This window comes from Arthrobacter sp. KNU-44 (assembly GCF_051843155.1).
Taxonomy (GTDB): Bacteria; Actinomycetota; Actinomycetes; order Actinomycetales; family Micrococcaceae; genus Arthrobacter.
Genome location: NZ_JBPXNG010000002.1, coordinates 1,545,036 through 1,569,351, shown reverse-complemented (window position 1 = coordinate 1,569,351; position 24,316 = coordinate 1,545,036). Strand labels below are relative to the sequence as shown.

At 64.6% G+C, this 24,316-nt stretch carries 20 protein-coding genes; 4 read left to right on the top strand and 16 right to left on the bottom strand.

What is annotated here, in order from left to right:
* Positions 1-50 precede the first annotated feature (50 nt).
* Entirely contained in the window at positions 51-1,529 is a 1,479-nt protein-coding gene (locus tag ACSVHC_RS08045) for a sensor histidine kinase (RefSeq protein WP_437772379.1), read from the bottom strand.
* 12 nt (positions 1,530-1,541) lie between these two features.
* Entirely contained in the window at positions 1,542-2,282 is a 741-nt protein-coding gene (locus ACSVHC_RS08040) for a response regulator transcription factor (RefSeq protein ID WP_078106594.1), read from the bottom strand.
* A gap of 241 nt (positions 2,283-2,523) precedes the next feature.
* Here ACSVHC_RS08040 and ACSVHC_RS08035 point away from each other — a divergent pair, with 241 nt between their 5' ends.
* From ACSVHC_RS08035 to ACSVHC_RS08025, 3 genes are all read left to right on the top strand, one after another.
* Positions 2,524-3,423, top strand: a complete 900-nt coding sequence (locus tag ACSVHC_RS08035; RefSeq protein ID WP_437772380.1) for a hypothetical protein — start codon at positions 2,524-2,526, stop codon at positions 3,421-3,423.
* An 835-nt stretch (positions 3,424-4,258) separates the two neighbouring features.
* On the top strand, positions 4,259-5,128 hold the full coding sequence (locus ACSVHC_RS08030) for a winged helix-turn-helix domain-containing protein (RefSeq protein WP_234752433.1): 870 nt from the start codon (positions 4,259-4,261) through the stop codon (positions 5,126-5,128).
* A 148-nt stretch (positions 5,129-5,276) separates the two neighbouring features.
* Positions 5,277-5,807, top strand: coding sequence for a SixA phosphatase family protein (locus ACSVHC_RS08025; RefSeq protein ID WP_437772382.1), 531 nt, complete (start codon positions 5,277-5,279; stop codon positions 5,805-5,807).
* 6 nt (positions 5,808-5,813) lie between these two features.
* Here ACSVHC_RS08025 and ACSVHC_RS08020 read toward each other — a convergent pair whose 3' ends face one another.
* Entirely contained in the window at positions 5,814-6,770 is a 957-nt protein-coding gene (locus ACSVHC_RS08020; RefSeq protein ID WP_437772383.1) for a LysR family transcriptional regulator, read from the bottom strand.
* Positions 6,771-6,842: 72 nt separating this feature from the next.
* Between ACSVHC_RS08020 and ACSVHC_RS08015 the strand changes: the two genes are divergently transcribed.
* Positions 6,843-7,799, top strand: coding sequence for an EamA family transporter (locus tag ACSVHC_RS08015; protein WP_437772384.1), 957 nt, complete (start codon positions 6,843-6,845; stop codon positions 7,797-7,799).
* Here the strand turns inward: ACSVHC_RS08015 and ACSVHC_RS08010 are convergent.
* From ACSVHC_RS08010 to ACSVHC_RS07950, 13 genes are all read right to left on the bottom strand, one after another.
* Complete coding sequence (locus tag ACSVHC_RS08010; protein ID WP_437772385.1) at positions 7,772-8,386, bottom strand: hypothetical protein; 615 nt, start codon at positions 8,384-8,386, stop codon at positions 7,772-7,774. The genes ACSVHC_RS08015 and ACSVHC_RS08010 overlap by 28 nt on opposite strands.
* Before the next feature lie 63 nt (positions 8,387-8,449).
* A complete protein-coding gene (locus tag ACSVHC_RS08005) occupies positions 8,450-9,082 on the bottom strand; it encodes a TetR/AcrR family transcriptional regulator (RefSeq protein WP_437772386.1) in 633 nt (210 codons plus the stop codon).
* On the bottom strand, positions 9,079-11,115 hold the full coding sequence (locus ACSVHC_RS08000) for a YhgE/Pip family protein (protein WP_437772387.1): 2,037 nt from the start codon (positions 11,113-11,115) through the stop codon (positions 9,079-9,081). Before ACSVHC_RS08000 ends, ACSVHC_RS08005 begins: the two co-directional genes overlap by 4 nt.
* Complete coding sequence (locus ACSVHC_RS07995) at positions 11,112-11,831, bottom strand: ABC transporter ATP-binding protein (RefSeq protein WP_437772388.1); 720 nt, start codon at positions 11,829-11,831, stop codon at positions 11,112-11,114. Before ACSVHC_RS07995 ends, ACSVHC_RS08000 begins: the two co-directional genes overlap by 4 nt.
* 79 nt (positions 11,832-11,910) lie before the next feature.
* The gene (locus ACSVHC_RS07990; RefSeq protein WP_439180784.1) at positions 11,911-13,542 is read right to left on the bottom strand and encodes a serine hydrolase; all 1,632 of its coding nucleotides are present in this window, start codon (positions 13,540-13,542) and stop codon (positions 11,911-11,913) included.
* Between the two features lie 6 nt (positions 13,543-13,548).
* The gene (locus ACSVHC_RS07985; protein ID WP_437772390.1) at positions 13,549-15,009 is read right to left on the bottom strand and encodes a dihydrolipoyl dehydrogenase family protein; all 1,461 of its coding nucleotides are present in this window, start codon (positions 15,007-15,009) and stop codon (positions 13,549-13,551) included.
* A gap of 61 nt (positions 15,010-15,070) precedes the next feature.
* Entirely contained in the window at positions 15,071-15,757 is a 687-nt protein-coding gene (locus tag ACSVHC_RS07980) for an N-acetylmannosamine-6-phosphate 2-epimerase (protein WP_437772391.1), read from the bottom strand.
* 38 nt (positions 15,758-15,795) lie between these two features.
* Positions 15,796-16,755 carry an ROK family protein gene (locus tag ACSVHC_RS07975; protein WP_437772392.1) on the bottom strand — a complete coding sequence of 320 codons (960 nt, stop codon included), beginning with the start codon at positions 16,753-16,755 and terminating at the stop codon, positions 15,796-15,798.
* A gap of 603 nt (positions 16,756-17,358) precedes the next feature.
* A complete protein-coding gene (locus ACSVHC_RS07970) occupies positions 17,359-18,276 on the bottom strand; it encodes a dihydrodipicolinate synthase family protein (protein ID WP_437772393.1) in 918 nt (305 codons plus the stop codon).
* A gap of 36 nt (positions 18,277-18,312) precedes the next feature.
* Complete coding sequence (locus ACSVHC_RS07965; protein ID WP_437772394.1) at positions 18,313-19,119, bottom strand: ATP-binding cassette domain-containing protein; 807 nt, start codon at positions 19,117-19,119, stop codon at positions 18,313-18,315.
* Entirely contained in the window at positions 19,116-21,254 is a 2,139-nt protein-coding gene (locus tag ACSVHC_RS07960; protein WP_437772395.1) for a dipeptide/oligopeptide/nickel ABC transporter permease/ATP-binding protein, read from the bottom strand. The genes ACSVHC_RS07965 and ACSVHC_RS07960 overlap by 4 nt, the downstream gene beginning before the upstream one ends.
* 2 nt (positions 21,255-21,256) lie before the next feature.
* Positions 21,257-22,213 (bottom strand): ABC transporter permease, encoded by a 957-nt coding sequence (locus ACSVHC_RS07955; protein ID WP_269995006.1) that lies wholly within the window; start codon positions 22,211-22,213, stop codon positions 21,257-21,259.
* A gap of 151 nt (positions 22,214-22,364) precedes the next feature.
* Positions 22,365-24,005, bottom strand: coding sequence for an ABC transporter substrate-binding protein (locus tag ACSVHC_RS07950; protein WP_437772396.1), 1,641 nt, complete (start codon positions 24,003-24,005; stop codon positions 22,365-22,367).
* Between the last annotated feature and the right edge of the window lie 311 nt (positions 24,006-24,316).

Sequence of the window (24,316 nt, the reverse complement as noted above, 5' to 3'; positions counted from 1 at the left end):
GTCGACTTGCGCTCGCCGCGCACCGGCGTCGCGCCCGCCAGAGCGGCCTTTCAGGCCGTGGCGGTCCTGAGCGCCGGAAGACGCACGGCGAACTCCGTCCGTCCGGGCCGCGAGGCCACTTCGACCGTGCCGCCATGCGCCTGGACAATGGATTCCACGATCGACAAGCCGAGCCCGGACGTGCCCTCGGAACCGGAGCGGGCGGCGTCGGCACGGGCAAAGCGCGAGAAGATCCTGCCTTGGAATTCAGGCGGGATGCCCGGCCCGTTGTCAGTCACGGTCACCACTGCGCTGCCGTCGGCAGAGCGCATGACGCCGGTGACCACGGTGGTTCCCGCCTCCGTGTGTTTACGGGCGTTGGAGAGCAGATTCGCCAAAACCTGGTGGAGTTGAGTGGTGTCGCCGCGGACCGTGAGAGGCTCGTCCGGGAGCTTGAGCTGCCAGATGTGCTCGGGGGCCATGACTTTCTCGTCGCTGACGGTTTCGATCACCAACTGCGTGAGATCCACATCGGTGAACTCGGGGGCCTTCCCTTCGTCCAGCCGGGCCAACAAGAGGAGGTCCTCCACGAGGGTGGTCATGCGTTCCGACTGACTCTGCACCCGGCCCAGCGACTTGCGCCCGTCCTCGGTGAACGTCTCCGTCATGCGCAAGAGCTCGGTGTAGCCGCGGATGGCGGTCAGCGGAGTGCGCAGCTCGTGTGAAGCGTCGGCCACGAACTGGCGCACCTTTGTTTCGCTTTGCTGGCGCGCCTCTAGGGCGCTGGACACGTTGTCCAACATCAAGTTCAAAGCGTGGCCGACGCTTCCCACTTCCGTGCTCGGGTGGGCCGCCGACGCCGGAACGCGCACAGCGAGTGCCACCTCACCGGCGTCGAGCGGAAGCTTCGACACCTTCGTGGCGACGTCGGAGAGCTGCTCCAAGGGGCGCATGGTCCGGCGGATCAGCACGGTTCCGGCCAGCCCGATCAGGACCAGTCCGCCCAAGGAAACCAGCACCATGGTCCAGACGAGTGAGGCCTCGGTGTCCTCTTTCGAGGCGAGCGGCAGCCCCGTGATGACAACATCGCCGTAGGGAGTTTCGGTGGCCACCAGCCGGTAGCCGCCATTGGACAGGGTGCGATCAACCGGGCGGCCATCGGAGGGGAGCGCCGACAGGATTCGAGCGTCGCTGGGCGACAACGGCGCACGGGTGGCATCAGAGGACAGGAATCCAGCATCGGTGCTCACCTGACCTGCGAGAATACGCGCATTCAGGGTGCCGATGCTTTGGCCCCGGGGGTCCAAGGGGTCCGGTCGGCCGCCAGGGTTGCCTTGCGGCGGGCGGCCATGGGAGGCCTGCGCCAATTGCTGGTCCAGCTGTTTCGTGAGGAACACATCCATGGAGGCGTAGCTGACCACACCGACGGCACCGCAAATGGCCACGAGGAGTGCCATGGAGAGAAGGATCAAGCGCGTGCGCAAGTGCCAGGTTGAAGGATTGAACCAGCTGTGGTCGGTCTGACGGGGGATACCCGAGAGTGCGGACATTCGGAGCCCCGGCTATTCGGCGGGCTTGATGACGTAGCCTGCTCCGCGCACCGTGTGGATCATGGGCGGGTGGTTGGCCTCGATCTTCTTGCGCAGGTATGAGATGTAAAGCTCCACGATGTTGGCTTGCCCGCCGAAATCGTAGTCCCACACGCGGTCAAGGATCTGGGCCTTGCTGACCACGCGCTTGGGATTCTCCATGAGGTAGCGGAGGAGCTCGAACTGTGTCGCCGTGAGAGGAATGTCTTCGCCTCCGCGAGTAACTTCTCGTGTGTCTACGTTCAGGGTCAAGTCACCTACAACCAGTTCGGCCGTGTCCATCGCCGCCACTCCCGAGCGTTGGACCAGGCGGTGCAGGCGCAGCAGGACTTCCTCCATGCTGAACGGCTTGGTGACATAGTCGTCGCCGCCGGCGGCCAACCCGACGATGCGGTCCTGCACGTCATCCTTCGCCGTGAGGAAGAGCGCAGGCACCTCAGGCGCAAAGGCGCGGATCCTGCCCAGCAGCTCAACGCCGTCGAACCCCGGAAGCATCACATCCAGCACCAGGACATCCGGGCGGAAATCCTTGGCGAGCTTTACCGCAGCGGGACCGTCGCCCGCCACGGCCACCGACCAACCCGCCATGCGCAAGCCCATACTCATGAGCTCGGCGAGGCTGGGTTCGTCGTCCACCACAAGGGCGCGGATTGGAGAACCGTCCGGGTGGCTGAGCTGCGGTAGGTTATTGGTCATGGAGTGCGAGGATGCCATGGGACAACTCTCCAATCTGCCGGTTTGCCAGTGCTTTGCCGTTGCTGTGAGCACCCTGTGAGTCCCAGCCTAGCCACCTGTCGGGAGGTTGTTCCGGTTCCAGCAGAATCCGACACCATACCGAGCGGCAGGTCACAGGCAAGCCTGCAGTTCGACACAGCCAATGCACAGCAAAGAGACTGACGCTGTTTGGGACAAGAACACGCACGACCAAACAGCCTCGATTTCGATGGAGAAGACCATGGATCAGCAAAACAACCCCTCCGTACTTGGTTCCGAGCCGGAGAGCGGGCACCCGCAGCCGGTGATCCGCCCCCTTGACGATTCTGCGCAGCCTGGTGCTGGGCAGCCTGCCGCCGGGTGGGGTGCTCCGCAGCCGCCGGTGAACCAGCAGCCTGGGCAGCCTGCCGCCGGGTGGGGTGCTCCGCAGCCGCCGGTGAACCAGCAGCCTGGGCAGCCAGCCGCCGGGTGGGGTGCTCCGCAACCGCCGGTGAACCAGCAGCCTGGGCAGCCAGCCGCCGGGTGGGGTGCTCCGCAGCAATACAACTCCGGACAGTCCCGGCCTTCGTTTTTCAAGAATTGGAGCCTGAAGAAGGGGCTCATTGTTGGCGGCGTCGCGGTCGTGGTGGCTGCGGCGGCAGGGGCCGGTGCTTACGCCGCCGGAAACGGGACCGCGGCAGCAGATACCACCAACGCGCAGGGACCGGGGGCCGGGCAGAACGGCCAGGGCGGGTTCGGCGGCCCAGGTGGGACGAACGCAGGCCCGGGAGGGCTCGGCGTTGGCATGGGCGGCCTGAACGCTGCGGTCCACTCCGAGTATGTGGTCCTCCAGAACGGCAGCTACGTCACCATGGCGGGCCAGCTGGGTACAGTCACTGACATCTCGGCGAGTTCCATGACCGTGAAGAGCGACGACGGATTCACCCGCAGCTATGCGCTGGGAACTGACGTCGTGGTAGCTGAGGGCATGCGGCAACGCGGAAGCGGAACCACTGGCACCACCCTGACCCTCGCCGATGTGAAATCCGGATCCAGCGTGAGGGTCACCGCGCTCAAGGAATCGGACAAGTACACGGCGCAGTCCATCCAGATCGTCACTGCCACCACTTCGAGCACCCAAGGAACCGGCACCACGAACTAGTCCCCACGGCCACCCTCGCCTTCGCAAGTCCCCACCGGCTCCCAGCCTTCGCAAGTCCCCACCGGCTCCCAGCCTTCGCAAGTCCCCACCGGCTCCCAGCCTTCGCAAGCTCAGGCAGGGACCCTCGCCGGCGTGGCCCCACAGGCAGGGACCCTCGCCGGCGTGGCCCCACAGGCAGGGACCCTCGCCGGCGTGGCCCCACGGCCAGGGAACCCTGGCGGCGTGGGCCCACGGAGCTGATGTCGTTACGGGCTTTCAAAACGACATCCAATGCGAGCACGGCGTGTCTCCGGGGCGATTGCAAGGGACCTAGCAGACGATTTGCCAAAGAATTTTCACAGGACGCAGACCCACGATTGGACAAGGGTTGTTTCATATCTCGAGATTCAAAGGCAAGCGCATGACGTGACTTAAGATTCAAGGAATGATCTTTCCATCAAATTTTATTCGAATATTTCGTGCACAAAGGCCAGTATGACGAACGAGAACGAGTCACATTTGGACATGTCTGAATTGTGATGTGCGGCACAATAGTCCGATTCGTCTCAAAATGTGGACGGTTCGGTCCTTTGTTACTTGCAAGTTCCCTTTGTTACGTTGCACACTTCAAATGTGAACAAGAACTCAACAGCATCTGCAGCCGCAGCGATCGAGCCCAGCGCACCCGCTGGTTTTTCGATGAGCTGTTGTCGAATGCATGCCTAACTTCAGACCCAAAGAGGTTTCAGGCATTCGCCCCCTGCCCAGCGTCGGGCGCCCCTCCCCATCTCATTGCGGGGACCAGACCAGCATTCGAAGCCGCGATGACGGCTATTCACTTTGAGGTAAGCAATCCATGTCAGTTGCATCCGGATACGTCCACATCTCCGTCCGTAACGCCAATAAGGCCGCGTCGAACGCCGGCCTGCGTCCCGGCTTCGGCAACCGCCCGGCCTACGCCCAGCCCGCACCGCAGGGTGGCAGCCAGGCGCCCGGCTACGTCCCCCAGGGCTATAACCCCAACTCCTATGGCCAGCTCCGCGCTGTTCCCGCCAACGAGGCCTCGCCGATGACTGCACCCACGCCCGTCCTGGCGCCAGCGGACCGTTCCATCCGTCCCGTTGCAAATGACAATGTGGCCCGCGGGTTCGTGCTCTACATGGGCATCGACGAAGACACCGCTGCGGCCGCCGGAACGTCCATCGCCAAGCTTGCCCAGGAAATCCGGGCCTACGCGCAGTCCCTCGTTTCCGGCGCCGAGAGCTATGCCGCCGTCGCGGTAGCCCCAGCCAGTGCGCCCGGTTCCGCGCTCGACGTCGTCCGCTCGACTTTCGGTGACCCGACCGTTGGCAACCGCCAGCGCGCCGAGGCGCTCCGCCCGCAGCCTGCCCAGGAAGCCCGCCCGTCCGGCGTCCTGATCGACCTCGCCCGTCGTGAAGTGCACCTCGACGGCGAATCGCTGAACCTCACGTTCAAGGAATTCGAGCTCCTCAACTACCTCGTCGAGAACGGCACCCGCACCGTGGGCCGCGATGAACTCCTCGAGGGCCTGTGGCGCAACGCCGAAGAGGTCCCCAACGAGCGCACCATCGACGTCCACATCCGGCGCCTCCGCTCCAAGCTCGGGCGCCTCGCAAACACGGTCCGCACGGTGCGCGGCCAGGGCTACCGCTTCTACGAGCACCCCGAGGTCATCGTCTGGGCCGCTCCGGAATACTCGATCTAGTCTCAACCAGCTCAAAGCGCCCGCTCCCTGTCTAGGGGGCGGGCGCTTTCGCTTCCCCGCGGCCCACCCAACTGACTCGCATTTGTTGTCGTTTACAGGCGTCAAAACGACAACAAATGCGAGTCAGTTGGGATAGTAGGGTGGGGGGATGAGCGAGCATCACATTAAGCGGCTGGTGATCATGCGGCATGCGAAGTCGGACTGGCCTCTCGGGGTGCCGGACCATGAGCGCCCCCTTGCCGAGCGTGGCCACCGGGAGGCTCCCCTTGCCGGGAAATGGCTCCTCAAGCACCACGTGATTCCGGACTTCATCCTGTGTTCGTCCTCGCTGCGGACCCGGCAGACCTGCACTTGGGTGTGCAGCGAGCTGGGGGACAAGGCCCCGACGCCGAAACTCGAGGACGGCCTGTACGCCGCCTCCGCGCAGCGCATGTTGACCGTCATCAACCATGTGCCGGAAACCGTCACCACGCTCATGATCTTCTCCCATATGCCCGGTGTTCAGGACCTCGCGATGCACTTGGCTTCCCGCGACTCGGACCACGACGCCTACATGGACGCCGCAACTCGTTACCCCACGAGCGCCATGACCGTGATGGAACTCGAAAAGCCGTGGGCTGAACTCGATGGCCAGGATGCACGGCTGACGCACTTCGCAGTTCCGCGCCCAAAGAAGTAGTCCGGGCTAGCCCGCCCCGAGGCCCGCGGCCACATCCTGCAGCAAGCGCACGACGTGGCGGATGCTGGGGCTTGCCGTCATGGTCTTCCGGTACACGATTCCCACCTGGCGCTGCTGCATCGGGTTGACCACGGGCACCGCCACCACTCCAGAGGGGAGCTCGGGCCTGCCGAGCCGGGGCACGAGCGCCACCGCAACACCCTGCTGGACCATTGCGATGTGCGTGGAAAAGTCGGGGTCGTAGATGCGGATATCCGGCACCCGCCCCAGGCCTGCGAGGATCGCCAGCAACGCCTCATTGCAGATGGCGCCGGCCGGCGTGCTGATCCAGCGTTCGTCTACCAGGTCGGAGGGCTCGACGGCGGTCCGGCCGGCCAGCCGGTGGGCTGAGTTCAGCAGGACGTCGGCGGTGTCGAGGCAGAGGTCCTCGTGGACCATGTTCTCCGGAATCACCAAGGGCACTGAGTGCCAGTTGTGCACGACGCCGAGATCGGCTTCACCGGTTGCGACCCTTTGGACGGCCTCGCGCGGGTCCTCGGCCACCACCCGGATTTCAAGCCCGGAGCCGCCAAGCCCGGAGCTCCCCGCTGCCGAAGCGATGGCAACAGCCTGATCTGCGCCAAGTTTCCGCAGCATCGGCCCCACCAGCCCGCGGCAGGCCGTCGAGAACCCGACGAGCCGAAGCACTCCGCTCGGCTTCGCTGGGTCGGCGAGCAAGGTGGCCTGTAGCTCCTCCAACTCGCCCAGGATCCGGCGTCCGTACTCGGCCAATGCCATGCCGCGGTCGGTCAGCAGTACGCCGCGGCCATGCCGCTCCAGGACCGTGACACCGCTCTGCTTCTCGAGCTTCTTGATCTGCTGGGAGACCGCCGAGGGGCTGAAGCCCATGGCTTCCGAGGCCGCCACTACCGAGCCTTGCTGTTCAACTGCTACGAGGGCCCGTAGCGCCGCAATCTCAATCATGAAGCAAACGTACATGATTGAATGCAGAATTCAACGCTGGTGCTTCATCCTCTTGACTGTCAGAGTTGAATCGTGAATATCCGACACTCAGCACTCGCCGTCCTTGTCGCCGTCCTTTGGGGCCTGAATTTCGTCGCGATCGACTTTGGCCTACACCCCGCAAGCGGGAATGGCGGCAACGGGAGCGGCGGCTCGGCCGACGTGCCCCCGCTGCTGTTCGTCGCCATCCGTTTCCTGCTGGTGGTGTTCCCCTGTATCTTCTTCGTCCGCAAACCGGACGTCAGCTGGAAGGCGATCATCGGCGTCGGGCTCTTTATGAGCGCCGGGCAGTTCGGCCTTCTCTATCTGGGCATGGCGCTCGGGATGCCTGCCGGGCTCGCCTCGCTTGTGCTCCAGGCGCAAGTGCTCCTGACAGTGCTTTTGGCGGCCCGGTTCCTCGGTGAGCGGCCGAGCAAGCGCCAACTGACCGGAGTGGTTCTGGGTGTCGCAGGGCTTGCCCTCGTAGCGGTGGGTCGTAGCTTGGTGGCCCCGGTGGTGCCGCTCATGATCGTGCTCGCAGCGGCGTTGTCCTGGGCCGCGGGAAACATCATCGCACGCAGGGCCAAGGCGGCCTCGGGACTGGGGCTGGTGGTCTGGTCCGGGGCGGTTGTCCCGTTGCCGCTTGCGGGCTTGTCGCTGATCGTGGACGGGCCGGCCGCCGTCGTCGGGACCCTCACCAACCTTCAGCCGGCGACCATCTTGAGCGCCCTGTACACCGCCATTTTCGCGTCGCTGGTGGGCTATGGGATCTGGAACCGGCTGCTTAGCCTCTACCCGAGCTCGGCCGTGGTGCCCTTCACGTTGTTGGTCCCGGTGGTGGGAATGACCGCGGCGTGGCTGCTCATCTCAGAGGTCCCGACGACGGCGGAACTGGCTGGCGGCCTCCTCCTGCTGGGCGGCGTGGCGACTGCCGTGCTGCAGCGACGCGCGAAGCCCGGGGATCTGGCGGCGCCCGAAGTACGTCAGCGCTTGGGTGCCGGCCTGCGCTGAGCCGGCGATCGCGGAGGAAGGGACCCCGACGTCGGGCGCTTGGCAGGGGTTGCCGGCTTCCTCTGGACCGGGCGCTTCACAGCCCCCGACGCCGGACGGGCCGCCGGCCGCTGGGCGGGCCTGGCGGGTGCCGGGGAAGGACGCGAAGCAGGCCGGGACGCCGGCCGGCGGGCAACAGGCCGGGCCGCCGCCTTCGCACGGCGGGATGGCCATACCGCCCCCAGGAACAAACTCAGCAGGGAGCTGCAGCCGGCAAGCGCGGCGAGGTAGAAGTAGATGTCCGAATCTTTGGTGCTCACTGCGCTGCCCAGGGCGTTCTCGTCCTGGTTGAAGGCGAGGCCCCACATGCGCAGAAATGCGATTCCGAACGCGATGAAGAAGATCGTCGAGATGGCTCCGAGAACCAGCATGAAGTACCTGCGGCGGGTGAAAACCTCGGCGACGCACGCCAGATAGCCGATCGCCAGGACCCCAAGGAAGATGTACATCACAGTTTCGTCAAGGGTGATGGCGAGGAGTACCAGCAAACCAGCGGACACCACGGCAGAGATGATCGCTAGCTTTCCACTGTTCCCCATGTGACGCATGGGATTAATCATCCCTGACGGGCAGGCAGCGCCACGCCCCAAGACGCGCCAGTTGCCATACCGTTACCGCAGTACGTAGCCGCGCATGATAGTCATGATGGCCGCAATGCTCTGCTCGCGGGTGCGCTCGGGGTTGTACGTCTGCCGGTCAAGGCCCACCACGAAGATCGCTCCGAACATCGCCGCCTCGAGGCTGCCCCGGGCAATGCCCGTATCCACGGTGTACGTGGTGGCGACCTTTTCGATGGCTGAGCCAATCACGGCCAGCAACTCGGTGCGGAGTTCGACGAAGAGCTTGCCCCATTCGCTGGGCGTCCGCCAGTTCTCGCTGATCCAGAGCCGCGCGAAGGACGGGTAGTCGTCCATGAAGTCCATGGCCTGGCCGAGCATGGCCTCCATGGCCTCGAGCGGATCGGCGTGCAGGCCTTCGATGGTCTGGAGCCTGCCGAGCATGATGTCGACGCCGTGGCGCAGCAACTGGGCGATCAGATCGGACTTGCTGCCGAAGTTGTAGTAGACCGTTCCCTTGGACACTCCGGCTGCGGCCGCGATCTCGTCCACTGTGACCCCCGCTGCGCCGCGCTCGCCGATCAGCTCCATGGAAGCGTCGAAGAGGCGCTGCTTGGTCGCGTTCGTGCGGGCCGGGCGGAGCTTCTTCTCCGGGAACCCGAGGGCCTCCGGCTCTTGCATGCTCATACGGCGATCTCCGGCTTCAGGGTCTTGAGGGTCCAGAACTTGTGCTTACGGACGGCCAGCGTGGAAAGCGCGGCTCCCAGCACAGTGTAGCCAAGCAGGCCCAGGACAATCGGCCAGATCATGGACAAATCGCCGCCATAGATCAAATGCCGCATCCCGGTCACAACGTAGCCCATTGGCATGATCTCGTGCACCACGTGCAGCGGCATGGGGGTGGTTTGCCACGGGAACGTTCCGCCGGAAGACACCAACTGCAGGACCAGCAGGATCAACACCACGAACTTTCCGGGAGTCCCCAGCAAAGCCACGATGCCCTGGATCAGGGCCGTGAATGCCATGACCGCGGCCAGCATGAACAACCACATCCACACCGGGTGCGCCGCGTTGAGGCCCAGCCCCAGGTCCACCACGAGGGTGAGGATGCTTGCTTGCAGCACGGACACCACGAAGAACGGCAGCCAACCGCCGACGGCGATTTTCCACGACGGAGCGTTCGAGGCCAAGGCCCGCTGCGTGATGGGACGCATCGCCTGGACCAGCATGAACACACCGATCCAAAGGGACAGCGTCAGGAAGAACGGGGCCAGGCCCGCACCGTAGGACCCTGCCTTGGCCTGCGAGACGTTGCTGACCGCCACAGGATCCGCGATCACTTTGGACACCTCGCTCTTTTGGGCGTCGTTCGGGTTCGGGACCTTGCCTGCGCCCTTCGCCAACTCGCTCGCCAAGGTGCGGGATCCGTCCGCGGCCGTCGCGGCACCGCTGGCAAGCTGCGCCGCGCCGTCGTCGAGCTTTGCCGCACCGTCGGCGAGGGCCGCCGTGCCGTTGACGGCAGACTGTTCACCCGCGGCCAGCGTCGCGGCGCCGGAGCTGAGCTGGTCCGCGCCTGCCGAGGCCTGGCCGATGGCGCCCGTCAGTGCCGGCGTGGCACCGGCAAGTTTGGCGGCGCCCGCACTGACCGCAGCCGATCCGTCGGAAAGCTGCTGGATCTGGGCGGCATCGGCCGAGATCTTGGCTTTGGCGTCGGTGACCGGGCCGGACGCGGCGGCGGTGTCGAAGTCTGCCAGGATCTTGTTCGCCTGGTCCTGCGTGATGACCCCGGAGGACACGAGCCGCGCGTTGGAGGCGACAACGCGGTCCCGCGCCCCGGCGTCGAACGCTGAAAGCTGCCCGACGACGTCCTGGACTTTCGCGTTCAACTGCGCGTTTCCGGCGGCTACTTGGGCGGCGCCGTCGGCGAGCTTCTGTGAGTCGGCCGGAAGGGATGCGGTCTTGTTCTTCAGTTCGGTGAGCCCTGCGCTGAGCTGCCCGGCGCCGCCGTTCAGCTGATTGGCGCCGTCGCGCAGCTTATTTTGGCCCGCCAGTAGCTCGGACGCGCCGCTGCTGAGCTTGCTCGTGCCGTTCTGGAGGGTGGCCGCGCCGTCGCTGAGCTTGCCGACGCCATCGGCGAGCTGGGAGGCGCCGTCGGACGCCTTGACGATGGAAGCGTGGATGGTGCCGAAGCCCGTGAGGAGTTGGTTGGCGGTTTCCTCGCCCACTTCCTTGGCCACGGTGGAGTGCACCGCGGTGGTGAGCTTGTCGACGATGGTGCTGAGGAGATAGTTGTTCGCGTCGTTGGTGGTGACGTTGAGCATCGCCTGGTTGGCGGCGTCGAAGCTGCCCGGCGAGACCAGGTTGGCGGAAAAGTCCTTTGGAATCTTCAGGGCGAAGGCGTATTTGCCGGATTCCACGCCGGCGTCGGCTTCGGCCGCGGTGGTCACTCGCTGCCAGTTGAAAACGTGGCTCTGCACGAGGCTGTCGGCAACCTTCTGGCCCGCCTGCAGTTCGGGACCGTTGGCCGGCTGGGCTCCCGCGTCTTCGACGACCAAGGCTGCGTCGATCTGGTTGAGATTGCCGTAAGGATCCCAGTTCGCGTAAAGGTACACGGCTCCGTAGAGCAGGGGCACCATGGTCAGGGCGAGGATGGTCAGCTTAGGCAGGAGCCCGCCGGTCATGCGCTTGAGTTCGGAGCGGGCCAGCCGCAGAACAGTCACTTTGCGGTCCTTTGCAGGGTTTCGGGTACTTCTTCGGGATCTTCTTGCGGGTCGTCGGCGGGTTCGGCGGGCGGTTCGGCCGGTGCAGTATGCGCGACCGAGTTGCCGATCACCGCGGCCGGTCCGTCCCAGCTGTCCGGGAGGGCAGAAACGACCGCGACGACGGCGAGCGGCCGCCCGGCGTCGTACGCCAACTGCTCAAGGCGGGGGAGCCAGTCTGCGGTGTTTGCGCTGTGCCGGTCCGGGGAGTCGAGCACCAGGAGGTCAAGGGCAGGGTCCGCGAGGGCCAGGGCAGTCAGCAGCTCGAGGCGCCGGTCGGCAGGGAGCTGCTCAATCCAGAGCCCGGCGATGTCCTCGAAGCGGTTGACCTTGAGCCACGGCTTGCTGAGGAGGGCGCCACGGTAGCGGCGGGGGATGAGGGAAAGGTCTTCGGTGACGAGGTCGCGGACGCTCAAATGCTGTTCCGGCTCGTTGACGCCGGGAGCGTCAATCAGGGCGCTCGCGGCCCGGACTTTCTTGGTCTTCGTCGAGTTGTCCCAGCTCAGGAGGCCTTTGCTGGGTTTCATCCGGCCGCTCAGCGCAAGCGCCAACGCGGTGCGCTGGTCCTGACCGTCGCCGCTGACCAGGAGGAGTTCCCCGCGCCTGGCTTCGAGGGAAGTGGGAGGCAGGAGATCGTCCCGGCGGCCGTCGATCTGGAGTTGCTGTGCAGACAGCACAATTGGACCTTTCGCAGAACCTGTTATCTGCTCCAATCGTAACTGAACTGACCAGTCAGTTCAAATAGAGTTTGGGCGGCTACTCGGCCCGCGTGAAGGTTCCCAGTCCTGTCCTGTCGTAAAAGTAGAGCGTGACACTGGGTGCGCGGCTGCTGCCCCCGGCAAAAACTGCCCCGGCCAGGCCATTGCCGTTCTCTCCGATAGATTCAAAGCTGAAAGTGTCGGCGTCAAAGTGGACGAGCGGGAAGGTGGTCGGGCTGCCGGCCGGTCCCATCCTGAGGGCCAGCTTTCCGTCCTGGTCGAGGACCTCGAGCGGGCCGTAGTAGGGGTTGGCATACGTGCCTGTGTACGCAATGTTTGCTCGGGCCGGAGCAGGGTTGGAGGGAACTTTGGTGTAGTCGACCTTCGGTTTCTCGGAGTCATCGATCTGCTTGAACACACCAGCGGTAAATGCCAGCCAATCGACTGTGGGTGCGCCGTGCTGCGCTGCGTCCAGGAAACCTGCGGTGATTGCTTCGGGAATGCCCTGCGGACGTCCGTTAGTCAGGGCCACGATGGCTAGCTGCTCCCCAGGGAGCATGGCAACAGCGGTGGCGGTGCCAAGATTGAACGCTCCGGAGTGCCCTAGCTGGACACGTGCCTGGTCGTCATAGGTGACGTTCCATCCCAGGCCGTAGAAGCGGGAGCGCGCGGCGGGAGAGGATGCTGGGCCCGAAACCGCATGCGGAACATGGGTCGTTTGGAGTGCAGCCGGATCGATAACCGGCTTGCCGCCGAAGCTGCCGTTGCCGAGTTGCAGCCGGAGCCACTGGGCGAGGTCCCGGACCGAGGAACTCGCACCCCCGGCCGGGGCCTCGGAGTCGGCGTCGCGGTGGTACTTCGCTGCCCATTGCTTGTTCCCTAGGGGCACATGGATGGCGGCTTTGTCCGACGCTTTCTCATAGTCCGAGTTGCGGTAACTGCTTGCGGACATGCCGAGCGGCCGGAAAAGGATCTCGTCCGCCAGATCCTCCCAAGACATTTTCATTGCTTTGGCAGCTGCCTCACCGCCTGCCGTGTAGCCGAAGTTGCTGTAGTTGTAGCTGGACCGGAAGGTATCAAGCGGCTCCTGGTTGAGGTGGCTGAGGATGTATGCCCGGTCGAATCCGAGGTCTTCCAGCAGATCACCTGACGCTGTTTTCAGGCCGCTCTGGTGCGACATGAGGTCGGCAAAGGTGGCATTTCGCGTGACGTAGTCATCCTTGAGCGAGAAGTCCTTATCGGATTCAATGACGGAGTCGGTCCATTTGATGAGTTGCCGCCCCACCACGCCCGCCACCACGGTTGACGCCAAGGGTTTGGATACCGAAGCGAGCTTGAAGACCGTGTCAGAACCGATCCGTTCCGGCTTCCCGACCTCCCGGATGCCGAAGCCCTTGGAGTACACCACCTCGTCCCGGTACACCACGGCCACCGCCATCCCGGGCAATCCGGTCTTCTCCATGGCGTCTTGGATCAAACCGTCGAGCTTGCTCAAGGCGCCGTTGACCTTCGCCCTGTCCAGAAGCGGTTCGATCTGCCCCGGCGGGGCCGGGAGCAGTGCGGCCGACGCTTGTGACGCGGGCTGTGCGGATTCACCAGTGCAAGCCGACAGTACCGAAATACTGGCTACGCCGGCCGCTCCAAGCCCGATCGTCTTGAGCAGCGCGCGCCTATCGGGAGAAATGTCCATGAGTCCTCACAGTCCGTACTTCTCCAAGAGGCGCAGCCACACCTCGCTGATGGTCGGGAACGACGGCACCGCATGCCACAGCCGGTCCAACGGCACTTCGCCCACAATCGCGATGGTTGCGCCGTGCAAAAGCTCGGCTACTCCGGGCCCGGCGAACGTCGCGCCCACCACCACCTTCCGGTCCTCGTCCACCACGAGTTGCGCCCAGCCTTCGTAATTTTCCGAATGCAGCTGGGAGCCGGACACGTTGATGGGGAGTTCCACCGAGCTTGCGTTGATGCCCTTTTGCAGCGCCTGCTTGAGGCTCGGGCCCACGGATGCCACTTCCGGATCCGTGAAGACCACGCTGGGTATCGCGTATTCGTCGGCCGTCTTTGCGAGGGCGCTCCAGGGCTTAGGGTCGCCGTGGAGGGTTCCCTTGGCGCGGGCCACGATGGCGTCGCCGGTTGCCCGGGCCTCGTACTTCCCCTGATGGGTGAGGAAGACCGATCCCGCAGCATCGCCGGCCGCGTAAAGCCACAGCCCGCTGGTGCCGTCGCTCGCGGCACCCTCAACCAAGCCGCTCGAGTCCGTGGTGAGGCGCAGAGGCTTGCCCTCCTCGGCGTCGAGCCCTACGTTTTCGAGTCCCAAATTGTCCAGGGAGGGCCGCCGACCGGTCGCCACCAGCAACTGGTCGGAGTTCAAGACTGTCCCGTCGCCCAGGGTGACGCTGAAGGCATGGTCCGCGTTGTGTTCGACGAGCGTGGTGTCTGTCCCAAGGTGGAGATCGACGCCGTCGGCCCGAAGCCCCGCGGCAACCAGATTGGCGGCTTCCTCCGGGAACGCGCTCAACAGCCGGCCTCGGGCAACGATCGAAACCGACGAGCCCAAACGGGCAAACGCTTGGGCAAGCTCCACACTGGCGACACCGCCGCCAAGGACGATGAACCGCTTGGGGATTTGCTGCACCGAGGTGGCGCCGCGGGTTGTCCAGTAGGGGACGTTGCGCAAGCCGTCGATTTTCGGGATGAGTGGTGTGGATCCGGTGGCCACCACTACGGCGTGATGGGCCTTGAGCGAGTAGCTGTTGCCGTCCTTGCCGTCCACTTGGACTTCGCGCGGGCCCGTGATGCGCGCCCGGCCCCGGATGAGTTCGATGCCGGAGTCCACGAGCCACTGCACCGCGCCGTCGTCCTGCCACTTGTTGGTGAAGTAGTCCCGGTACTTCAGGACCGGCGCGGGATCCAGGACCTTCGTGACGGAGTCCGATGCTCCGGGCACTGATTGTGCTGTGTGCAGCGCGGTTCCAGGCCGAAGGAGTGCTTTGGACGGTATGCAGGCCCAGTAGGAGCATTCCCCTCCGACGAGTTCAGCCTCAACGATGGCCGCGGTAAGGCCGCCCCGGACCACTCGGTCTGCAACGTTCTCACCCACCGTCCCGGCGCCGATCACGATGACATCGAATTCCCGGATATTCTCGTCAGCCATGGGAGAAGCCTACGCCCGGACACCGGCGGGGATCAGGGATGCGGCGACGGATTCTGCTTGATCAGGCGTGCATTGCGCCCTTAAACCAGCCGGTGATGCTCGCCGGATGCGTGATGGCGGTGCCGACGACGACGGCGAACGCACCGGCGTCGAGGGCCTGGCGGGCTTGTGCGGGGGTGTGGATGCGGCCCTCGGCGATGAGCGGCTTGCCTAGTCCGGCGCCGGCGATCTCCGCGAGAAGCTCGAGATCGGGGCCGTCTGTCTTGGCACGTTCCCCGGTGTACCCGGCCAGCGTGGTGCCGATCAGGTCAACACCGGCTTCGACGGCGGCCACAGCATCAGCGTAGGAACCGCAGTCAGCCATGACCAAGGTATGCGATTCAGCATGGATTCCATCGACGGTTTGCTTGAGGGTCAAGCCATCGGGACGCGGGCGTCGGGTGCCGTCGATCGCCACGACGTGTGCGCCGGCATTCGCGACGGCGAGGGCGTGCCGGAGCGTCGGGGTGATGAACACGCCGTCGTGCCCGTCCTTCCAGAGCCCGATCACCGGAACCTCCACAGCTGTGCGGGTGAACTGGACATCCGCGAGGCCCTGGACCCGGACCGCGGCGGCACCACCGATAACCGCCGACGCGGCAACCTGGCCGGTCGTCCGCGGATCGCGCATGGGTTCGCCCGGGTAGGCCTGGCAGGAGACGATCAACTGCGAGCGGAGGGCTTCGAGGTCATCGGGGGTCAGGATCATGAGGTGTCTCCTTGCGAGGGTGTTCGGGTGGTTTGGTGTCAGTTCAGGACGAGTTTGGCTGCGCCCACAATCGCCGCGGTATTGCCTAGCGCCGCGCGAAGCACGGGAATGTCAGCAAGCGGGCCCATAAGCTCTTTGCGCAGGGCGCGTTCCATGGGTTTCCACCAGAAATCTCCCGCATCTGCGAGACCGCCGGAAACCACTACCGTCTCCGGGTCGAGGATGTTGACGAGCCCGCCGATCGCCTGCCCGGCAGCACCCGCGCCCGCCCCGATGGCTTTGATGGCGGCAGCACTGTCAGCCGCGGCTGCACTATCGCCGTCGCGAGCCACTGCAAATACGGCACGGGTGTCCGCGACCTCGGAGGAACCGCCGAAACGGATGAACGACTCATGGATGGCCGGCCCCGAGGCGATCGCCTCGACGTGGCCCGAGCCGCCGCACACGCAGGGGAGGGCTTTGCCCTCGTGATAGGCGTACGGCGAAGCAAAATGCCCCACGTGCCCACCCACATAGTGGTGCCCCAAAACAGGAGAGCCGTCCAGCACAAAGCTGCCGCCCACACCTGTCCCGAAAGCCACCATCAACGAACTCGAAGACCCCGCAGCCGCCCCACGCCATGCCTCACCCAAAGCATGCGCATGCACATCGTTGACTGCACTGACCGATCCCCGCGGCAAGCCGAGGAGTTGCGCCAGCCCGGCCGTCAACCTTGTCCCGGCCCACCCCAGAATCGCATCAGTCGCCGAAACCACCTCACCATTCACGGCATCGATGACCCCGGCAGAACCCACACCAACACGCCCGACGTCGATTCCCTCGCCCGCCGCCCGCCGCATGAGCCGCCCCACGAGCGCCGCAGTCGCCCGCAAAATAGCGTCGCCCCCATCCCGATTCAGCGTAGGAATCTGCTCCGAAAACAACACCTCCCCATCGGCCCCCACAACCCCAGCGGCAGTCTTCGTCCCACCAAGATCAACCCCGACCACGTACATCATGTTTGTCCTCCGGATCGTTCGATTGCTGGGTTTCATTGTTGCTCGGTCACGTGTTTGCTGCGGTTGAGTCAGCGCGGACCGTACGTTTTGTCTGTGCTCAGGTTAGGTGTGGTTGCGGCGGCGCCAAACCGCTGCCTTGCCGGCGCTTAGACACCTCCCGACGTCGTCTTCCGGTCGCTGGGCGACCTTCAGACGACTCTGGTCGGCGATGCGCGCCTACGCAAGACCCCGGCCCGGCACCTCAGGCGATCGACTCACCTGACGCTGCGAACTGTCGACTCACCGATCGGGACCTGCCGCCGACTGCCGCCTGCGGCGGCACAGTGCGGACCCAAAGTGGACCGCCCGAAAAGGTTCCGCAATCGCCCGAGTGCCGGAGGGACGGTTTTGTGTAGTCCCGCATCGCCGACCAGAATGCTGCGCAGGTCGCTTAGCGACCGGAGCTGCATGGCGGGAGGTGTCTAAGGGACGGCAAAACTGGTCCGCCGGCAGGACCCGACCACTGCAACCCACGAAAGGTGACGCTCGGCAACCCACAAAGGTGAAGACCGGCAGCACAATGATGCGAGGCAACCCCGCTCAGGCGAGGCGAGCCTGCGAACCTTAGACCAGGCCGTTGCGCTCGAGGATCGTGCGGATTGCGGAGGCTTCTTCGGCGTTCAGGGAGAGCATGGGGGCGCTCATGGTGTTGGATTCGATGATGCCCATGATTTGGAGGGCCGTCTTGAAGGCACCTAGTCCTGCTGCCCCGCCGGAGACGCGGCCGTTGGGGGTGTAGACGATGTCGAAGAGGTCGGCCAGGCGGTCTTGTTCGGCGGCGGCTGCGGTCCAGTCTCCGTCTTGGGTGGCGTCGAACAGGCGGCGGTAACCGGCGGGGTCGACGTTGCCGAGGCCGGGGACTACGCCTTGGGCGCCGGCGAGGAGGGCGCCGTCCACTACTATTTCGTGGCCCGTGAAGATGTCGAAGTTGGGGATGTCCTTGGCTGCGAGGACGAGTTGGCGGAAGGAGACGTCGTCGCCGGAGGAGTCTTTGACGCCCGCGATGACGCCGTCGCGGCCCAGGCGGACCAGGAGGTCGGTCGGAAGTTTGAAGTGCGTGCGGACGGGGACGTCGTAGGCGAAGATCGGCTTGTCCACGACAGCGTGGATGCTGCGGAAGTGGGTTTCGGTCTCCTGGGCGTTGCCGATGGCGTAGTACATGGAGGTGACCACGATTGCGTCGGCGCCGAGGTCCACAACCTTGCGTGCTTCTTCGATGACGCGGTTGGTGGTTTGTTCGTTGGCGCCCACGATGAGGGGTACGGCGCCGGCGTTCGCGTCGGCGATTGTGGAGACAACGAGTTCGCGCTCTTCGTTGGTCATGTAGGGGACCTCGCCCGAGGAGCCCAACACGAAGAGGCCGGACACGCCGCCGTCGAGCAGGTGCTTGGTGACGTTCTTCAGGGACGCGGTGTCAACGCGGCCGTCTGCGTGGCGGGGGGTGATGACCGGGGGAATGACGCCCTGGAACTGAGTAGACATAGAAATCTCCGTTGCTTGGATCTTGATGGGAAAAACTTAGGTGTGGAGCAGGCTGGGCGCGGCGCCGAGCAGCTTCTTGGTGTAGTCGTTGCTCGGGTTGTCGAAGACCTGGGCGGCCGGGCCTTCCTCGACGATCTGTCCGAAGTACATGACGCAGATGCGGTCGGAGACGTAGCGGACGGTCTGGATATCGTGCGAAATGAACACCATGCCAAGGTTCAGCTGGGTTTTCAGGTCGGACAGCAGGTTCAGGACCTGGGCACGGACCGAAACGTCGAGGGCCGACGTCGGCTCGTCCGCCACGATGATGTCCGGGTCCAAGGCGAGGGCGCGGGCGATGGCCACGCGCTGGCGCTGGCCGCCGGAAACCTGCGACGGCGTGACCTCGGCAGCCGATTGCGGCAAACCGACGAGGGCCAGCAGTTCCTTGACCTTGGCCGAGCGGGACGCGGCGTTGCCGATGCCGTGCACCTGCAGGGGATCGGTGAGGATGTCTTGGATGGTCATGCGCGGATTGAGGGCCGTGGCCGGGTCCTGGAAGACGACCGATACGGCGCGTCCGAATTCCTTGCGCATCCGGGCGTTTCGTTTGATAGCCGGCTTGCCGTGGAACAGGACCTCGCCCGACGTCGGGGCTTGGAGTCCCACGAGCACCGACGCGAGCGTGGACTTGCCGCAGCCGGACTCGCCGACGATGCCCACCGTTTCGCCGCGGCTAATGCTGAAGTCCACGCCGTTGACGGCTTTGACGATGTTGGGCCGGAAGAGGCCGCCGGTGCGGGCCCGGTGATGGACCTTGACGTCTTTGAGCTCGATGACCGGCTTGCCGGTTGAAACACTCACTTTGCATCCTCCTTGAGGTGGCTAGCCCAGTAGTGGTCCCGGTCCGCTCCGCCACTGGCTGATTCAATAGCCGTGAGGACCAATGGCTGGTTTGGATCGGCGTCGGGCCTCAACGAACGGGCCGCAAAGCGGTCGCCCGACGCGAAATCGCGCGGGGAGGGAACGGTGCCGGGGATCTGGTGGAGGCGGACGGCGTCGGCCTCGATCGAAAGAACAGCGCCCAGCAAACCGCGCGTGTATTCGTGCCGCGGGTTCTGCAGGAGCTCGGAAGCCTGTGCCGATTCCACTACCTGTCCTGCGTACATGACCGTGATCCGGTGTGCGAGGGAGGCAACGAGGGCGAGGTCGTGGCTGACGAAGATCATGGCGAAGCCGAGCTGTTCGCGCAGTTCGTTGAGCAGTTCCACTACCTGCTTCTGGACGGTGACGTCCAGCGCGGTGGTGGGTTCGTCTGCCACCACGATCTTCGGCGAGCGGGAGAGCGCCATGGCGATCAGTACGCGTTGGCGCTGCCCGCCGGAGAGCTCGTGCGGGTAGCTGGCAAGCGTGCGGACGGGATCGAGCTTCACCATTTCCAGCAACTCGGCGGGGGTCTTGCGGCCGCCGCGCCTTGTCAGCTGGGTCATCTGCTCCTTGATCTTCATGGACGGGTTGAGCGAGCTCAGAGCATCCTGGTAGACCATTGCGATCTGTTCGCCGCGTAGGCCTTGGTAGGCCTTGGCATTGCTGTGCTTCGAGCCGGAATCAAGGAGTTCCTTGCCATCGAAGGTGATGGACCCGGTGATCTCGGCGGTCTTTGGCAGGAGGCCCATGATCGCGAGGGACGTGATGGACTTGCCGCAACCGGATTCGCCCACCAAGCCCATGGTTTCCCCTTCGCGGACGGTGAAGGAGACGTTGTCCACGATCGCGGTTTCGCCGAAGCGGCCGGGGAAGCGGATGGACAGGTTCTTGACCTCCAGAACGTTCCGGGCATCGGCGGGGACCTGGGCGAGCCGGTCCGTGCGCTTGGCCTCGATGGATGCGAGGAGCTCAAGTTCCTTGTCGAGTAGCGCGTGGGGATTCTCTGCTGCGAGTTTCGGATCATTCAGAACGGACGCCGCGTAGTCCTCTTCCGAGAGCGGATCGCCGTTGGCGGCGCGAACGCCGTCGAGCTCGTGCTGCTCGACCACGGAAGACTGGGCTACCGACGTCGCGATCTCGGTATCGACGGCGGCGCCCGTCACTGCCGCGCCCGCAAAGGCAGCGCCAGCACCGTCGTCGTCCTTCACAACAGGTGCCTTGCGCAGCTTCGGGTTCACCATGGCATCGGTGAGGCCCTCGGCGAGGATGTTCAACGCAAGCACGGTGAGCAGGATGGTGAGGCCGGCGAAGGTGGTTGCCCACCAGCCGCCGGACAGGACCAGGTTGCGGCCGTAGGAGATCACGTTGCCCCAGGACGGCGCGGGATCCTGAACACCGGCGCCGAGGAAGGACAGCGAGGCTTCGAGGATGATGGCGTCGGCCACCATGACCGTGGCGAAAACCAGCACCGGGGCCGCGGTGTTGCGGACAATGTGCTTGAGGAGGATGTAGGGGCGGCTTGCACCCATCACTCGTTCGGCGCGGACGTAGTCTTCGCCGTATTGGGAGAGCACGTTGGCGCGGACCACGCGGGCGAGCTGCGGGGTGTAGATGATCGCGATCGCGACGATGATGGTGGGGACCGAGTTGCCGAACGCGGCCAGGAGTACGGCTGCAAGGGCGATGCCCGGGAACGCCATGAGGATGTCCATGAGGCGCATGATGATCTCGCTGACGGCCTTGCCGGACGTCGCGGCGAGCGAACCAAGCACGGCGCCGACGGCGATCGCGAGGGCCACTGCGCCGAGGCCGATCATGAGCGAGGACTGTGAGCCGTAAAGGAGCCGGGAGAAGACGTCACGGCCGAGGCGGTCGGTGCCGAAGAAGTGGTCGCCGTCCGGAGCTTGCGCCGGAATGAACGTTTCCAGGGGATCGTGTGGCGCGATGACCGGCGCGAAGATCGCCGCGAGGGCGATGACCACGAGGAACAAGAGGGCAAAACGCGATCCCCAAGGGAGGGACTTGAAGCGGACGCCCGGGGCGCTGAGCCGTTCAGCAAGTTTGCTGCGCATGGCTATACCGTCCTGATTCGGGGGTTGATGAGCAGGTACAGGAGGTCCACCACGATGTTCACTAGAACGAAGGTGACCGAGATGGTGAGGACCACGCCCTGGACCAGGTTGACGTCCAGGTTGGTGATGCCGTTGAGGATCAGCTGGCCCATGCCCGGAAGGGCGAAGATCATTTCAATGACGACGGCGCCGCCCAGGAGGTAGCCGATCCTGAGTCCCAGCACGGTCACCGGAGTCACGAGCGCGTTGCGCAGGACGTTCCGGGAAACCACCTCGCGGTAGGGGACTCCGTTGCCGATGGCTGTGCGGACGTAGTCACGGTCCAGTTCCTCCACCATGGACGTGCGGACCACGCGGATCAGGGAAGCGGAGACCGGAATGCCGAGCGCGAGGGCCGGGAGCGCCATCGAGTTGAGCCAGCCGCCGAAGCCGGACTCCGGCGTCGCGATTCCACCCGAGGGGAACAGCGGGTTGTCACCGAGCGCGAACCACTGGATGAGCAGGATGCCAAGCCAGAAGGACGGGGTGGCGATGGCTGCGATGGAGAAGATCCGGACCAGCTGGTCCTGCCATTTGTCGCGGTAAAGGGCGCCGATGATGCCGAAAACCAAAGACAGGACGACGGCGATGATCACGCCGAGGAAGGTCAGCTGGAGGGTCAGCGGGAAGGCTGAGGCGATCATGCTTGCCACCGACTTGGACGGCGGTGTAGTCACGCCAAGGTCGAGCTGCAGGAGTCGGCCGAGGAAACGGAAGTATTGGACGAACAGGGGATCGTTCAGGCCGTTGTCCTGGCGGTACTGCTGTTTGGCGGCCTCGCTGGCGCCTTCGCCGAGGGCCGAGCTGGCCTGGTCGCCTGGGGCTGCTTGAAGGACGAGGAAGACCAGCAGCGTGATGCCCAGGATCATCAGGGGCAACGCTGCGAGCCTGCGTCCAAGCAGACGCAATATCATGACCAATTTGTTCTCCGGTTGCTTTGGTGCGGGGACCCAGTGGCGGTCTCGCGGGGTAGTGCTTCTAAGGGGTGCGCCTCGCCCAACTAGCTCGCAGTAGTTGTCGTTTTGAGCCGTCTAAACGACAACAAATGCGAGCTAGTTGGGGTGGGTGTGTCTAGGAGGTGCGGCCGACGCCGATGAAGGACAGTCCCGTGGTGGGCAGCGGCTTGAAGCCTGAGAGCTTCTTTTCGTCCCAAGCGCTGGGGAGCTGGCGGTGGAACAGCGGGTACAGCGGGACTTCATCGGAGACGAGATCCACGATTTGGCCGGTGATCTTTTTCGCATCGGCGGCTGCGGCCTGCGAGCCCTTATCCATCAGGCCCTGGAGGGTGGCGCTTTCCGGAGTGGTCCAGTAGGCGCGCTTGGCCATCCAGGTGGCGCCCGAGTAGAACCAGCTCAAGAGCAGGTCTGCGTCGTTGCCGAAGACGGAGGGGTCGCCCGGGGCCGCGACCACGGAGAAGTCGGCTTTGCCGACCCTGTCCGAGTACAAGGCGCCGGACTGGAGGTTCTTTGCGGTCACCTTGACGCCCGGGATCTTGTTCCAGGATTCCAGCATCAGCGGAGCAACGTCCTTGACCCAAGCGGTATCCGTGGTGAGCAGCTCGAATTCGAGGTTGCTCACGCCGGCCTGCTTGAGGAGGTCCGCGGCCTTCTGGGGATCGTAGGAGTAGACGTTCTTGGCTTTGACGTAGTCCGGGTGGCCCTCCTGGAAGTACGACGACGCAGCCTTCGCATTGCCGAACAAGGCCTTCTTGATGATGGCGTCCTTGTCCAGTCCGTAGTGGAGTGCCTGGCGCACCAGCTTGTTGTCGAACGGGGCCTTGGCGCAGTTGAACATCAGGAACAGCATGCCGAAGGACTGCACGGACTCAACGCGGGTCTTGGACTTGAGCCCGTCCATGTCCAGGTAGGGGACGTCTTCGATTGCCTGGACGCGGCCCGACTGCACTGCCGTGACACGGGCTGCCGCGTCCGAGAGCAGCAGCCACGTCATGCCCTTGGCGAGTGCCGGCTTGGGGCCGTTGTAGTCAGCGAATGCTTCGAAGACGATCTTGTCGTCCTTGACTGCCGAGATCAGCTTGTAAGGGCCGGAGCCGACGGGCTTGGCATCGAATCCCTTCTGGTCGGCTGATGCCAACGCCTTCGGAACCACCTTCACCACGGAGATTCGCGGTCCGAAGCCCGGGAAGGGGTATTTCAGCGAGAACTCGACCGTCTTGGCATCGAGGGCCTTGACGTCCTTGATGAATGGAATGAACTGGGAGAACAAGGACTTGTTGGCCGGGTCCATCACGCGGGTGAAGGAGTAGACAACATCGTCGGTGGTGACAGGGGTGCCGTTGTGGAACTTGGCACCGTCGCGGATGGTCACCTGATATGTGGTGTCGTTGACCTTCTTGGGGTCGCTCGCTGCCAGCGCGTTGTAGGGCTCGCGGGTGGCGGGGTGGAGTTCCACGAGGCCTTCGAAGACGTGCAGGTTGGCGGCCTGCGGCGTGGCGCCGGAGGACGTCATCGGGTCGAAACCCGTGGACAAGGCATAGGAGATGCCTGCCTCGATGGTGAGGTCCTTGTTGACGGTCGCAGTGTTGTTTGCTGCGCCCGTGGTGGTGGAGGCAGGACCGCCACATGCGGACAGGCTGGCCGTGAACGCTGCCGCGGCTCCAATCGCCCCGGTCAGCTTGAGGAAGTTGCGTCGGCTGGCGTCGCTGACCAGCGGCAGGTTGTTAATCGTGTTGCTCATAAGATGCCTCACCATTCAAGTTTTCTGGTTATCGGATGTAGGACATCCGATGCTCGTAAAGAAACTGTAAGGGTGGTCACATGAAGTCGTCAAGCGAGATCTGGATCACTAGCGGCCCGGCGAGCGGCCGCGACGCTCCTCGCGGGGTGCTCCCGACGGGCGCGGCGCCGGGTTTCGCCTTGCGAGGTTCAGCCTGGGGCTCGGTCAAAAATAAAGGCGAACATCTATCAAGGAGATGGGACATCCGATATTGTATGTTGCGAAGCACTATATCCACGGTGGGCGCTAGGCTCACCTCAACATTAACACTGCACTGATTCCTTGTC

Bases quoted from the DNA above. Each gene is read 5' to 3' on its own strand.
- ACSVHC_RS08045 (WP_437772379.1), bottom strand. From the start codon at position 1,529: ATGTCCGCACTCTCGGGTATCCCCCGTCAGACCGACCACAGCTGGTTC.
- ACSVHC_RS08040 (WP_078106594.1), bottom strand. From the start codon at position 2,282: ATGGCATCCTCGCACTCCATGACCAATAACCTACCGCAGCTCAGCCAC.
- ACSVHC_RS08035 (WP_437772380.1), top strand. From the start codon at position 2,524: ATGGATCAGCAAAACAACCCCTCCGTACTTGGTTCCGAGCCGGAGAGC.
- ACSVHC_RS08030 (WP_234752433.1), top strand. From the start codon at position 4,259: ATGTCAGTTGCATCCGGATACGTCCACATCTCCGTCCGTAACGCCAAT.
- ACSVHC_RS08025 (WP_437772382.1), top strand. From the start codon at position 5,277: ATGAGCGAGCATCACATTAAGCGGCTGGTGATCATGCGGCATGCGAAG.
- ACSVHC_RS08020 (WP_437772383.1), bottom strand. From the start codon at position 6,770: ATGATTGAGATTGCGGCGCTACGGGCCCTCGTAGCAGTTGAACAGCAA.
- ACSVHC_RS08010 (WP_437772385.1), bottom strand. From the start codon at position 8,386: ATGCGTCACATGGGGAACAGTGGAAAGCTAGCGATCATCTCTGCCGTG.
- ACSVHC_RS08005 (WP_437772386.1), bottom strand. From the start codon at position 9,082: ATGAGCATGCAAGAGCCGGAGGCCCTCGGGTTCCCGGAGAAGAAGCTC.
- ACSVHC_RS07990 (WP_439180784.1), bottom strand. From the start codon at position 13,542: ATGGACATTTCTCCCGATAGGCGCGCGCTGCTCAAGACGATCGGGCTT.
- ACSVHC_RS07985 (WP_437772390.1), bottom strand. From the start codon at position 15,009: ATGGCTGACGAGAATATCCGGGAATTCGATGTCATCGTGATCGGCGCC.
- ACSVHC_RS07980 (WP_437772391.1), bottom strand. From the start codon at position 15,757: ATGATCCTGACCCCCGATGACCTCGAAGCCCTCCGCTCGCAGTTGATC.
- ACSVHC_RS07975 (WP_437772392.1), bottom strand. From the start codon at position 16,755: ATGATGTACGTGGTCGGGGTTGATCTTGGTGGGACGAAGACTGCCGCT.
- ACSVHC_RS07970 (WP_437772393.1), bottom strand. From the start codon at position 18,276: ATGTCTACTCAGTTCCAGGGCGTCATTCCCCCGGTCATCACCCCCCGC.
- ACSVHC_RS07960 (WP_437772395.1), bottom strand. From the start codon at position 21,254: ATGCGCAGCAAACTTGCTGAACGGCTCAGCGCCCCGGGCGTCCGCTTC.
- ACSVHC_RS07950 (WP_437772396.1), bottom strand. From the start codon at position 24,005: ATGGTGAGGCATCTTATGAGCAACACGATTAACAACCTGCCGCTGGTC.